The organism is Methylobacterium sp. UNCCL125, from assembly GCF_900116795.1.
GTDB lineage: Bacteria > Pseudomonadota > Alphaproteobacteria > Rhizobiales > Beijerinckiaceae > Methylobacterium > Methylobacterium fujisawaense.
In genome coordinates this window covers 229,519-243,168 of sequence record NZ_FPBW01000008.1, presented here as the reverse complement: position 1 = coordinate 243,168, position 13,650 = coordinate 229,519, and the positions used below count along the sequence as shown (strand labels likewise).

The window sequence follows — 13,650 nt, the reverse complement described above, 5'->3', positions numbered from 1 at the left end:
CCGCACCCTCGTGTACGGCACCGGCGGCTTCGCCTACGGCTCCGGCAGCGCCGACCGCTCCTTCGGCGGCTACGCCGGCAACGACAGCTTCCGCACCGGCTGGGCCGTCGGCGGCGGCGTCGAGTACGCGCTCCCCACCGACTCCTTCCTGAACTTCTTCCGCTCCTCGGCCGTGACGCTCAAGGTCGAAGGCCTGTACGTCAACCTCGACCGCAACACCCGCAACCAGGGCGCGTTCGTCATCAACGCCGCCAACAACTTCCCCGTCGTCTACAGCGGCATCGGCCGCCGTTCCGACGAGTTCGCCGTCGTCCGCGCCGGCCTGAACTACAAGTTCGGCTCCTACTAAGATCCGGTCGCGCTGCTCCCGGCGGCTGTGCCGGGAGTTGCGGCGGCGGGCGAGGGGTCGTTGGTCCTCCTCATCGCCCTCTGCCGCCGAAGAGCAGCCGATCGGCTGACCTTCGCATCCCCAGCCCGATCAAACTGGCCGCGAGGTCGGCGACACCCTGGGAGCTCCCGCTCCTGGGGTGTTTCTCGTTGGAGCCCCTGGCCGGGCAGCGCGGTCCTCCGATGAGGCGTGACCATCGCCGGCTCACGCCGACCGGCGTTGGAACGAGAGCGTCCCTCCCCGCGGATGGGGGGCGATCCTGCTGTGGACGAGATCGCTGGAGCGGGTCCTGAGCCGCCGTCCTTTCTGACGCGGTAACCATGCCAGGCCTATCAGCCACATCCCCGAGGCCGCGAGGCGGGTGCATGCATGGGCGATGATGTGGCTGCGATCCTTTTGACCCTCGCGACCGAGAACGTCGAACTGCGCGAGCAGCTCGCCACCGCGCAGGACATGCTGATGGAGACAGCCGTCGATGCCGGGCAGCTCCATGCCCGAATTCAGGATCTGCAGGCCGAATGCGATGCGTGGCGGGCTGAGGCCGAGCGCCTGGAGGCTCGGGCCCTTCGTAGAGCCTGAAGGGTCAGGCTATGGCCCAGAACAGCGGCAGCGCGCCTGCCAGGAAGAGGGCTGAGGAGAGGAGCACGGCAAGGCGCTCGCGATGGTAGAGGACGAAGGCGTGAGGGCTGGCGAACATGGCGACATTGGATCGGACGGGGAGAGATCACGTACGCCCCTGAACCTTGACGGATCGAGGGCGCTTCGCGCTGTCCACAATTGATGGCCGATCCCTGTCGCTGCCGAGCCACATCCTTTTGGATGTGCTCGGACGCACCCACGGAGGCCGGGCCGAGCGTAATGCGTCCTCGTGGCTGCTATCGCCCCCTCAGCGGCCCGATCCAGCGGCGCAGTGACCTTCCGGGTTGCTGCGCCGTTGTCGCCCCAGGCAGCCCGCAGAGCCGCCGGCATTCCGTGCGAGCCGCCTCTATCCGCCGGACAAGGTCGGCCGCGCGATCCACGAGGCCGACGCCCTTGGCGCAGTTCGGACCGGCATCCATCCGCACAAGCGGCACCGCCAAGCCCCGGCTCAAACCTTTCGCACGAAGGTCACCGGCAGGAGCGGCGTGAAGTGATCTCGGCACACGCGATCCAGCGGGATCACGGCACGCGGGCCAGATCGCGCCATGAGGATGAAGAGGGTACTGACGGCGCCCTCCGAGAAGGTCAGCGCTCAATACGGGACGCGGCGCTGCCGCCTCGATACCGCCGGGCTCTTCCATTGGCGTCCGGGTCTGAAGGTCCTCAACCGGGGGCATCACGGTCCGCAGCTTCGACCGAGCGCCGAACTTGTCGCGCCTCCGCGGCGGCGATTGCCTCGACGGCGGCGATTGCCTCGACCGCGGCGATGACGTTCTTCAGCGCAGCGACCTGGCGAAGTGCGCTCCCGGTCGGCACTCCCGCATGCTCGGCCATCGCCACAGGAGGAGCGCACGCTGCTGCGCCTTCAGGCGTTCACGCAGGGCGTTGAGCCTGTCGGGCATGGGCGGGCTGCAGCCCCCTGTCGGACGCCTCGCACCGCGTCCCGCTCCTCAGCCCCGGCGCCGCTCCTGCCGCCACAGGGCGATTGCGATGCGACGCGCCTCATAGGTTCGCCGGAGCAGCGTCCCGAGTCCGCCCTGGCCCTCCGGGGCATAGGCGTATGACAGAACTCCATCAGGCCCGTAATTCCGAAGCATCTCGGCACGCCACAGACCGTCCGCCGCCGCGAGCGCGGACTCCGTGAGGGCGAGGCGGGCGGGGTCCGAATACGGCGAGGGCTGAGCGATCATCTCATTCAACGCGCCGTTCGGGCGAGTGATCCAACCAAGCCATCTCGACACCTTGAGGGGTGCGCTCCTACCCGTGAAGTCGGCGCCACACCCTCGTAACCGCTGCTCTCGTAGAGTCGGCCTCGGCTGCGCAGTCGCCGGACGCCGCCGTCAACGGTTGCCACCGGATCCCGTGCCGGACCTCCAGCAAGCCGAAGGCCGATCCGACCGGCTGCCCCTCGGCAGCCCTTCGATGGACCCGTATCCACAATCGGCCTGTGTGGACCACTTTTACCTTTGGGATGCATCGTTTCGCACCCGGTGGCGCCCAAACGCGCCGGGGCCGCGGATCGCCCTCTCCGCCGGAGTCGGGTCCATCCCTCCAGGCTGGCTTCGAGCGCGCGACGGATGCCCGGTCCTGCGGACCTGCGCGTGCCCTTTGCCGTTCCGCTTGCGGACGGCGGGCATCGGATATCCTCACAGCCGGGGCCGATTTGGGATCGGCTGCTGCTGAGGAGCTTGTCGGGCGCTCACGCCAAGGCACGAAGGCCTTGTTTTTCCGAGGAGATCTGTTGGCGCACCCGACACGATTCGAACGTGTGACCTTTGCCTTCGGAGTGTAGCTGTAGAAGTTATACTGTCGATATTCTTTGATCCGGATGATGCACACGTCTTCGTGGAGTGGTATCAAGGTATTGTTCCGTAAGGCAAACGGCGGACGCCGCCGTTTGACCGCCCGGAACCTCCGAAATGGCGGGCGCTGGCCGTCCGCGTGACCCTTGGCACACCTTTGGCACACCCTTCACAAAGTAATAACGACATCATGCCCCCACCCCGAATTTCATCACGCGCGCGCCAGCGCGACCAGCGCCGCGAAACCTTCGAACGCGACGGCCGCCTCGATCTCGGGGACGGGGTCAGCCTCTACCGGCACGGGAAGTCGAGCTACATCTACGCCGACTTCCGGATAGGCGGTGAGCGTACCCGGGAGTCCACAAAGACCACCGACGTCACCTTAGCGGAGCAGATCGCGCTCCGGCGGCGCAAGGATCTGGCGTGCCGGGCCGAGGCCGGGAAACCCATTTCGGTCCAGGGGCCCAGCGTGGGCGACGTCCTCGAACCCTACGTCGCGGATCTAGTGCGGCGCTTCGAAGCGGGAGAGCGCAAGCTTGGCCCCGAGATCGCGGTCATGCGGCGCAACTTCCTTCCATTCTGGCGAACCGTCCCGCTGGCCGATCTAGACAGACGCCAGTTCTACGCCTGGGAGCGTTGGCGGGCTGAGCAGAACGCCGAGGGAGGCACGGTGGCGAGCTACCAGCGCGGGGCCCAGACGGTATGCGTCGGACGGAAACTCAAGTCGCCCAGCCTGAGCACCCTGCGCCGCGAGAAGCAGTACTTCGTGAAGGCTCTCGCCTGGGGAAGCGATCAGCCCGCCCCCCTCGTCAGCGACGAGGTCGTTCACGAACTCCGCCACCTGCCACGCCCACGCGAGTCGAAGAAGCAGCGTGCCGCAGGGGAAAAGCGCCACGCGCTTTCAGCCGAGCAGATCGCGGCGCTGTTGGCCGAGTTTCAACGCGTTGAGGAGGTTGAACGCGCCCGCGCGCAGAAGCTGGGTGAGCGTGGCAAGCGTAAGAACTACGATCGACGCCTCATGGCGCTGCATGTGCGTTTGTTGTTGTGCACGGGCCTTCGTCCTGGTGCCGAGATTCTTGAACTGACATGGGATCGATTGACTCAAACCAAGAATGACTTCGGCGAAGATATCGTCGTTATCGATCGCTGCGGCAATGGCAAGACAGGACCACGAATTGTCAACGCCGACCCAGAGGCGGTCGATGTACTTGCTGACCTACGCGCGCTCCTCGGCGAGTTTGGCTATGCCAGCGCGGGACAGACCACTCTATGGCCTTCGCGCCATGGTGGTGTCGTTGGCGATATGGGTGCGAGCTTCAAATCCACCCTCAAGCGGTTGGGATTTGAGGCTACGCTCTCCGGTGAACCACTCTACATCTGCCGCCATAGTTATATGACAGAGCGATTAAGGAAGGGCGTGACATCGGATATTCTAGCAATCAATTGCGGAACTTCCAACGAGATGATCAGCCGTCACTACAATCACCTTAAGGCGGAAGATATCAGGGCGGCCCTCCGTCCTGCTGATGCTCGGAACCCCCTGCGCTTGAATGTCGACAAGAAGCCAATTTCAGAGGGAGCGAAGCTGATGCTGGACCCGACGGGGCAGCTTGTCGTCACTCGCTGACACATCCGGGTTTCTTCAGGCATGAGGCGGATCAGAACCGCGGTGCACCGGACCTCCAGGGCGGATGGGCGCCTTTCCAGGACGGCAGGGGTTGATGGGCCGAGAACGCCCCGCCGAGGTCGGCGACAATCTCCGCAGCCTGCGCTCTTGTGGGATTGTGGGTATCGGCACCGAGCGCGCTTGGATCTGAACGCCAACTCCAACGATGTCGTCGGACGAAAACGATGACGTCGTTGGCGTCGACGTCGTCAGCGTCTGACGTCGACCGCCTCTTCGACGAGCATCGCCACGCGCGCCCGCTGCACAGTCGAAGTGCCAACACCGGTTCGGCGCGCCGTCTCACGGATGCCAACCCCAGATGCCAGCAGCGTGCGGACAGCCTCGGCCCTGCTGTCGTCCAGGGGCGGTCGTCCGAGGCGCGTTCCCTTCGCCTTTGTGCGCTCCAGCCCAGCCAGGACCCTGTCCCGGATCATGGCGCGCTCGAACTCGCTGAAGACCGCGATCATGGAAAAGAGTGCCCGGCCGGACGGCGTCGTCGAGTCGAGCGCTTGGGTGTGGCAGTAGAGGCCGACCCCGCGGGCCTGGATCTCAGCGAGGAAGCCTACGAGGTCCTGGAGCGAGCGTCCGAGGCGACAGATCGACCAGACCGCGATGCCGTCGAACTCCCGGCGGGCAACTCCACGCAGGAGGGCATCGAAGCCCGGCCGCCGATCCCGCCCTTTGGTGCCGGACACGCCCGCATCGGTATGGACGGCGACCACTGTCCAGCCGAGCCGCGGCCCGACCTCGGTCAACTGCCGGAGCTGGTTCTCGGTCGTCTGACCCTTGTCGGTCGACGTTCTGGCGTAGATGGCGACGCGCTGCATCTTTGCACGCTGCCTCCGATCCCGACGTCGTCAACCAAAACCAGATGATTGCGGGACACCGCTGAAGGAGGCGCTCCGCAGAGGGAAACGGGCGCGCGAAAACGAGGGGGATTCTGGGACAGAAGGCTTCAGACAGCCGCTGAATGAACGGACCGCCATCAGACGTATAGGCCGAACGGCCTCAGGCCGACGTCGTCGACGATACCCGGGAGCCGTTTTGATGCACGTCGCCAAGTGGCCATCGATATCGATGGCGACACCGTCATCACACCGTTGATGGCAACATCCATCAGTGAGAAAATTTTCGTCATCGGCACAACGGGTCTAGCCGAAGCTGAGGATTGGCTTCCGCCTTGGGGGGGGGGGCTGCTTGCGACCCAGCCCGGCCGTTGGCAAGGCCAACGACGTTCCCAGAAAGCAGCCGTGAGTTTACCTCTGTAGCGAGGGCCGTTCAAATTCGGCTAGGTTTCGTCTTCCGACTTGAGCGTTTTCGCTGTAGGCAATTTCATGCTATCGCTTCGCGCAGCCATGTTGGGCATGGCGCTTATAATTACCCTCCCAATCGGCTGTTCTACCATATAAAAAGAGCTTTATCTAAGAAGATCTATTCCTAAGAAGTTTCATCAGACTTGGTATTTCATAGAAGGTGCTTGCAATCGCTTCCTTAGCTACCAGGGCGCTTATGCAATAGGACTGCGCGACGATACAATAAGGCAGATCGAAGAACAGGGTCTCGAATTTTTCTCCGATATACGCGATCCCGCAAATGCCGCGGAGACAAACTATTATAGAGGCGAATGGAAGCCCACGCCAGTTCCAAGGGCTTGGCACTCGGAAGGGGCAATACCTAACTTGTACTGCGGTGCTGAAAATGCCCTTTTTTGGCCAAAAGGAATAGAGAATGCGGTCAAAAGGACAGGCAGCTACTATCTCGATGGTGTCGGCGCAAGAAACCTATATGTAATACCAAGCCTTGGTCTAATCGTGGCAAGCGGCAACGATCGTTAGGGAGCTTTTGCACATGTCTGAAAGTAAGTATCGATTGTGGGGAAATGCCTCAATGTGCAGCCTAAACGCCGCCGTTTCGGGTTTCTGAAAAGAAGCGGCGACCGTCTCCTAAAATAGGTCCGCTCCGGACCATTCGTCGTCTGAAAGCGGACCATCTGCAACCCACCCTAAGCAGCCATCTGGCCTCCAACCCATGTCAGGCGCCATGACCGTGGTCGCCTCTTCCCCGAAGCGACCATTTCTCGTCAGTCAGGCAACTCCGGCTGGGACAATGCGCATCTTGAAGCTCCGGTCGCGCCGCGTACCGCCTATGAGGGACGGCACGGAACTCGTCAGCCCGTGATCAACGCAGGGATGCAGACGAAAAAGCGTCCCCGAAACCTGTGATCCGTTTTTACAACTTGTAAGCCATATTCCTGCCTATGATAGGCGGAAGCTTCGCGCGGCAGGGGAGCGACCCTCAGCCTGCGTGTGTGAAGACCACATGTCGATCACGCGGCAGCCAATTACTTCAGCGAGGCGCGCAGAGATGACGAGCACTGAGCGACCCGCCGACGAACTGGTGCCGGGCCTCATTTTGACACAGCTCTTCCGCGCCGAGGCGGACTTCCTGTCTGCCGTAACGGTGACGCTGGCGACCTGGGGACGCAGGCCCGAGGGAGAGGTGAGGCTACGCCTCTCTCGCGAGCCGCACGACCTCAAGCCCCGCCTGCGCTCGTGGACGAGCGTGTTCGGATCACGCCAACGCAGCTACTACCACGCCCTGAAAACCCAAGACGGGGAACCCCTTGTCGATCTGACGCTCGCGGCAGACGAAATCGCCGACAACATGTCGGTCACGCTCCATCTCCCCAAGCCGGTCGTTCGCTCTGGCGATCTGCTCAACTTGACCATTGAGGCTGTTGGTTCTCGGCCCGGTGCAGCCGCCACGGCATGGTTGTCGAGCGGGGCAGAGCGCCTTGGTGGCCATGTCGCGCTGTATTGTAGACAATTCGATCAGCTTGAGTACGGTCTGCGCGCCAGCGCCACCTACATCCCGCTGATAGCCGACACACCAGTCCCGACGCACCTGATGTGGAGCCCGGTCACGCAGTGCAATCTCAACTGCGTCCACTGCATCTCGCGCGATACGCGCAAGACAGTCCAGCGCTTGCCGGAGACGATCCGGGACCAGATCCGGTCCTGGGCCACTGCCGGGCACCTCAAGGAACTCGCGTGCGATTACAGCGGCGATATCCTCTGGGCGGACTCGCGCTACGGCGGTGAACTCGACTTCCTGATCGGCCTCGACGTGCCGTTCGTTATCGACACCAACGGCACCCATCTCACTCCGGAGGCGAGCGAGCGTCTGTCGCGTTCGAAACTCGATCATTTGAGCATCTCCCTGGATGCCGCGACCGACGAGACGTTCCGGCGCGTGCGCAAGGGCGCCCCACCGTTGGCCGACGTGATTGAGAACGTCCGTTCCACGGTCGAAGCGCGGGGGCGGGTCGGCGGCACACACCGCATCGCCATCAGCTACGTGTTGATGCGCAGCAACATCGATGAGTTCCCCGACTTCCTCCGACTCGCCCAATCAGTGGGTGTGGAGATCGTCTACGTCCGGCACCTGATGGCGTTCACGCCGGAAATGGAGACGGAGTCACTTTGGCACGAGCGCGAGCGCTTCAACGCGGTACGTTCGGACTGGATTGCGCTCGCGAAGGACCTCGGGATCAACCATTTCTTCCTGCCGGAGCCGTTCGGGACGGAGGAGGTCGGTGAACGACGCCATTGTTCCATACCTTGGCGCGGGGCCGGTGTGCTGGGCAACGGCGACGTGCTCGCCTGTTGTGTCCCGGGCCTGAAGATGGGCAACCTGCACGAGAACACGATGGAGGAAATCTGGAACGGCCCGCGCTACCAAGAGCTGCGCTGGTCAGTAAACTCTCCGAACCCACCTCCGTCTTGCAGGACGTGTCCGTTCGTCCGCGACATCAACGATCCTGACAGCTACCTGATTCATGGGGCGAAGGCTCGGCTGGCCGCCTGATCCATGCGCCCGCGGGGTCAAACTCTATGCCCCAACAGGCTTCACGCGACGCGGCGGGCACCCGCGATATCAGGCGACGGGGCTGTCGCCAGTATTTCCGATGCTGGACGTCCGCCGCCGACGACGAAGTCGCCAGCGGTCGGCAGTGATGTTGAGCCGCGACGAAATTTTCGTCACCCGCCCACTGCGTCACCTTAACGCTCGCACCGTCCCCCGCTCGTGATCGACGAGCGCTCGAACTATTGTGACGGGCATGAGCCCATGGACCGTGACGCCGTTCGACCCAAGACCCACCCGCGCACGGCCCGACGACGACCCGTACCTCTGGCTGGAGCAGATCGACGGCGTTGATGCCCTCGCCTGGGTCGATGCCCGAACCGCTGAGACGCTCGCGTGCTACGGCGACGCCGCCTTCGTCCGTGACCGCGACCTCGCCCGCGACCTGCTCGACCGGCCCGACCGCATTCCCTTCGTCAGCCGTCGCGAAGGGTTGCTGTACAATTTCTGGCGGGACGACGCGCATCCCCGCGGCCTGTGGAGGCGGACCGACGAGGCGACCTACCGCGCAGGCGATCCGGTCTGGGAGATCCTGCTCGACCTCGACGCGCTCGCCGCGCGCGAGAACGAGGATTGGGTCTGGTCAGGGTCAGTGCCCCTCCGCGACAGCTACGACCGCGCGATGCTGCGCCTCAGTCGGGGCGGCGGCGACGCCGTCGTCCTGCGCGAGTTCGACCTGCCGACCCGCGCTTTCGTCGCGGACGGCTTCATCCTACCCGAGGCCAAGGGCGGCGCGGTCTGGCTCGACCGCGACACGCTGCTTCTGTCCAGCGCGTTTGGACCCGGCATGGCCACGCAGTCCGGCTACGCGCGCACCGTGCGCCTCTGGCGGCGCGGCGCGGACCCTCTCGACGCCCCGGTCGTGTTCGAGACCGCCGAGCGCAGCATGGGCGTCTGGGGTGCCACAGACCATCAGACCGGGGTCGAGCGGCTGACGTTCACCGAGCAGATCGGGTTCTTCGACACTGCCTTTCACATCGGCGACCGCGAAGGCCCGCGCCTGCGCCTCGACCTGCCCACGCACGCGGGTGTGCAACTGCATCGTGACCGCCTCTCCGTGCGTCTGCGACGACCGTGGATCGTGGACGGCGTGGAGCACGCGGCCGACACCGTCCTGACGATCGGGCTGCCCGATTTCCTCGCGGGGGAGCGCGCGTTCGAGGTCCTGTGGCGGCCGGGAGATTGGTTGGCGCTTCAAGGGGTATTCTGGTCCGCCGGGCGGCTGATCGTGTACGCCCTCGACGACCTGCGACCGGTCTACACGGTCTGCGAACGGGAACCGGAGGGCTGGACGCGGCGGCCATTGCCTGGGCTGCCCGGGCTCGGCACCGTCGGCGTCTGGCCCCTCGATGATCACGCCGAGACCGCCGACGGCAGCCTGCTCGCCACCGTGCAGGACCCCGTCACACCCACGACGCTGCTGGCCTTTCCGCCCAGTCTCGACGCCCCCACCGTGCTGCGTCGGACGCCCCCGGCCTTCGACGCGCGTGGCCTGCGCGTGACGCGCCACGAGGCGGTCTCATCGGACGGGACGCGCGTGCCCTATGTGCAGACCGGACCGGACGGGACGGACGGCGACGCGCCGGTCCACCTCACCGCCTACGGTGGCTTCCGGGCTTCGACGTTGCCGGTCTATCGGGGCGTGCTGGGCAAGCTGTGGCTTGAGCGGGGTGGGACCGCCGTGACCGCCAACATCCGCGGCGGCGGCGAGTTCGGCACCGGCTGGCATGAGGCGGGTCGCCGGGAGGGTAAGGCGCGCGCCCATGAAGACTTCGCCGCGGTGGCGGCGGATCTCGTATCACGCGGCGTGACCCAGCCGGGTCGGATCGCGGCGGAGGGCGGATCGAACGGCGGACTGCTGATCGCCAACATGCTGACGCGCTTTCCCGAACGGTTCGGGGCGCTGTTCTGCACGATCCCACTGATTGACATGCGCCGGTACGCCAAGCTCCTGGCTGGCGCGAGCTGGATCGCGGAGTACGGAGATCCGGACGACGCGGCCGACTGGGCGTATCTGGGCGGCATCTCGGCCTACCACGTCGCCGAAGCGGGCCGTCCCTACCCGCCGATCCTGCTGGCGACGAGCCGCGGGGATGACCGGGTACATCCCGGCCACGCGCGCAAGATGGCTGCGAAGCTGCGGGCTCTGGGGTACGCAGCGGCGTTCTACGAGCCCGCGGCTGGAGGGCACGGCTACGGCAAGGACAACGCCGAGACCGCCGCTTTCATGGCGCTGGGGCTGCGCTTCCTGAGACAGTCGATCGGCTGGTCAGCGTCAGCGCTACCGGAAGCCTGAGCGACAGGTAGCTTCTCGTCCAGACACCTTGTCTGATTCCGAACCAAGTTGGGCGTGCTGCCGATTCTTCGGGCTTCCCGAAAGCGGTCAGCCTGTACGGCGGCAAACTATGAACTCGGCCATCGCCGCAATGGCGACAGCCATCTCGCCGGTGCCTCTCGTTCGTCGACGTCACCGACCTGTCGTCGACGGCAACGTCCATCCTGACGAGAATTTCGTCACCATCCACCGTTTCCTGCCGCCGCTCTTGCGGACGAATCTACTGCTTGGCACCTGCCGTGAGAGGCTCCTATCGACCCAACTCAGCCGCTGAGGGCGCTAACGGCACTTCCACGAAGCAGACATCCCATTTGGTCTACTTGTCGTCCCCATGGCAGCGCATTCAGCGCTGGTCATTCCATGTGACGATATTCGACCGGGTGAGATCCGAATGGTCAATCACTACGGAGGCGACCTGCCTCGGTTTGCATTCATCGAGATACAACCTGTTGCCCTCGATGTAGCGTCGGTTCGATGTCGCTGCAGGATCGGGATCGCCGAACCCCGGACCTCGGCTTGCTCCCCTGGGGATGGTGACCTCGAAGGGCGCATCAAGGAAGACCGTGAAGTCCCAGTAGCCGCGCAACTCCGGTCGATGCAGAAACAGTCCGTCGAATATAAGGATCGCGTCGTCGGACGCGATTTGCTCCTCTGCCTCGATCGGCTTGTCCGTTGCATGATCGAAAGCAGCGAACCTGAAGCGCCGCGAACCCTGCGCCGTCAGCGGTTGCAGTAGCACGCGTTGGAGAAGCGGGTAGTTGTAGGAATGGCGGTAGAAGCCTTCGGGCGACAATCGACCGAGATGGTAGCGAACTGAGCGAGGATTGTGGAACCCATCTGCCGAACTGCGGATGACCTCGCGTCCGCGTGCCCGCAATGCGCCCCCAAGGTCATCGGCGAAGGTCGTTTTGCCGACGCCGTCTACGCCGTCTATGCCCACCATGAGCCCGCGCTTCGGCTGAGCGTTGAGACGGTCTGCAATGCGGTCAACGACTGTCACAAGTGACCTTCCACCCGACATGGGTCGATCGATTTCCATACGACCCATCCCGCCGCTTGCGACGTCGGCTTTGGGCCGGTCCTGCTTCATAATGGACAGGCAGGAAATCCACCCGTTGCGGACCCCACGCATGGGTCCAAGCGCGGGAGTGCGACCACTCTCAACCATCGGCACCAAGCGCCCCTTACGTGACCGTCGACGACGTCGACGAACGAATGCGATGACGCCGTCGCCGTCGCCGGTCGGGAACTGATGCGTTGACCCCTCACTGCGGGCATTGACCAAGCTCACCCGCCGCAAGGCTAACGTGGGGTATGCTCACATGCGGCTATCGCTCCAGCATAGCTCATCACATCTAAGAGCTCTTGGTTGCCACAAGGAAATTTACAGCCGCGAGCTCGGACCTTGCGGCATGACTGATCGCGTTAAGGAATTTCGACCACGTCGGGCCCTGCTGATCGAGCGCCACCAACTCTCTGACGGTCATCCCCTCGAACTCGGCACGCAGTGCCGGATACTCGATCCGAAGTGCCATGACCGCCAGAATATACCTGGGCGACGGAGGAAGTGACGTGACACTTCGGTCCGAAGCAGGACGTGAACGGCACTGCGGTGGCTGATCCCAAACCTCTTCCGTCACTCATGCCGCCTGCGGCTGGCAAACCGTCCGATACCCGGCCGAGATCGCGCTGAGAGCGATCCGCGAGACCTCTACGACGAGAAAATCGGGCATCTCAGAGGGGATCTTGAAAGATTCGCCCCGATCGAAAGATCGCGTAATTGGCGCAAATGGGTGATCCAGGTACAGGTCAATGCGGAGCACAAGACTGGTACGGTACGCACATCCAATCTCGTATTCGCACCGACGCGAAGTTCAAGATTTAGAAATCTTATGACTTCTGGAGAATCACTTGTTCGGGGCATATCCACTGGGATCAGTGTTCGGATCGACCGCTTGACGTGCCAGCACGTCTTCGCGCCCGCTCCACGTCCGACGAAATCCGCATCAACGCCCCGGCGTTGACACGGCTATCGTCGACCGCTTTCACCCTCATTACTCCGTCAACTCCATGTCCTAGGACCAGACGTCTTTCTCCCCCCGTCCCCGAACAGGATCTGTCGGAGACGGGGAGGAAAAGTCCATGTCCTGAGGTTTCATGGTCTCAAAGCGCGGGGCGGACTCACCATGTCCACACGACAGGCGGTTGCCCGATGCCTGTCTGCCCGCGCCCTTTCCCGGCATGCCCGCCTGATGGTGAAGTTCGGGGACTGCGCGCGTGTGGCCTATGGACCGCTTTCACGCGCGCGCCTTGCACTCCGGGCGGCATTGAATGCCCAACGGTTACAGGATCACTCCTGAGCCCGCGCCTCCAGCTTGAGAACACCGGCGGCGCGTGGACGGGGGTCAAATGCACAAGACCCTGCCGTCCTCTTTGTAAGGTGCGATTTTGCGAGGCGCCCGCGGCCCTCGCCGAGTTGCCGTCGATCACAGCCCCTGATGGCCTAGTGTCGCGCGTCTCGGTCGGTCGTCCTCCCCGCTTTCGCTACTTACGGCGTATCTCAGCCTGCTGCGTACTCACGGTGCTGGCGCGGAGCACGCCTGATACTCCTGGACGAATTATTTACGGTGCGTAGTACAGACTACAATCTAAATCTTACAAGATGAAAACTGTATTGTCACTATCATCTGTGATGCTCTGCGACTCGGCGAAGCCAATCATCGATAGCGGTCATGTTACCGTCGCGATCGAGGTTCTCGATGGTCGCGGTGTATCCCCCTGAGGCCGCAAGCACGACAATCTTGGCCTTCCATCCCACAGGAGACGTGACGATGAATTTGTCGATGCAATGCCCCGAGTGATTCCTGTCTCCCCATTTGAAGACAGCTTCGGCATG

7 protein-coding genes and 1 pseudogene are annotated in these 13,650 nt (G+C 63.7%); 5 read left to right on the top strand and 3 right to left on the bottom strand.

The window, feature by feature from the left end; genetic code table 11:
* Together BM396_RS10465 and BM396_RS10460 are read left to right on the top strand one after the other, a co-directional pair.
* A pseudogene (locus BM396_RS10465) lies at positions 1 to 349 on the top strand (porin family protein); the annotation flags it as partial.
* 408 nt (positions 350 to 757) lie between these two features.
* The gene (locus BM396_RS10460) at positions 758 to 967 is read left to right on the top strand and encodes a hypothetical protein (RefSeq protein ID WP_043382471.1); all 210 of its coding nucleotides are present in this window, start codon (positions 758 to 760) and stop codon (positions 965 to 967) included.
* A 1,010-nt stretch (positions 968 to 1,977) separates the two neighbouring features.
* Here BM396_RS10460 and BM396_RS10450 read toward each other — a convergent pair.
* Entirely contained in the window at positions 1,978 to 2,217 is a 240-nt protein-coding gene (locus BM396_RS10450) for a hypothetical protein (RefSeq protein WP_051976064.1), read from the bottom strand.
* Positions 2,218 to 2,968: 751 nt separating this feature from the next.
* On the opposite strand from BM396_RS10450, the gene BM396_RS10445 reads away from it, so the two are divergent.
* On the top strand, positions 2,969 to 4,456 hold the full coding sequence (locus BM396_RS10445) for a tyrosine-type recombinase/integrase (RefSeq protein ID WP_139239481.1): 1,488 nt from the start codon (positions 2,969 to 2,971) through the stop codon (positions 4,454 to 4,456).
* A gap of 248 nt (positions 4,457 to 4,704) precedes the next feature.
* Here the strand turns inward: BM396_RS10445 and BM396_RS10440 are convergent, their stop codons facing one another.
* Positions 4,705 to 5,322, bottom strand: a complete 618-nt coding sequence (locus tag BM396_RS10440; protein WP_043382465.1) for a recombinase family protein — start codon at positions 5,320 to 5,322, stop codon at positions 4,705 to 4,707.
* A 1,537-nt stretch (positions 5,323 to 6,859) separates the two neighbouring features.
* On the opposite strand from BM396_RS10440, the gene BM396_RS10435 reads away from it, so the two are divergent.
* Together BM396_RS10435 and BM396_RS10430 are read left to right on the top strand one after the other, a co-directional pair.
* Entirely contained in the window at positions 6,860 to 8,362 is a 1,503-nt protein-coding gene (locus BM396_RS10435; protein ID WP_043382462.1) for a radical SAM protein, read from the top strand.
* Between the two features lie 253 nt (positions 8,363 to 8,615).
* Positions 8,616 to 10,715, top strand: coding sequence for a prolyl oligopeptidase family serine peptidase (locus BM396_RS10430; protein WP_043382459.1), 2,100 nt, complete (start codon positions 8,616 to 8,618; stop codon positions 10,713 to 10,715).
* A gap of 382 nt (positions 10,716 to 11,097) precedes the next feature.
* Here BM396_RS10430 and BM396_RS10425 read toward each other — a convergent pair whose 3' ends face one another.
* Positions 11,098 to 11,754, bottom strand: coding sequence for a nucleoside/nucleotide kinase family protein (locus BM396_RS10425; protein WP_244538857.1), 657 nt, complete (start codon positions 11,752 to 11,754; stop codon positions 11,098 to 11,100).
* Between the last annotated feature and the right edge of the window lie 1,896 nt (positions 11,755 to 13,650).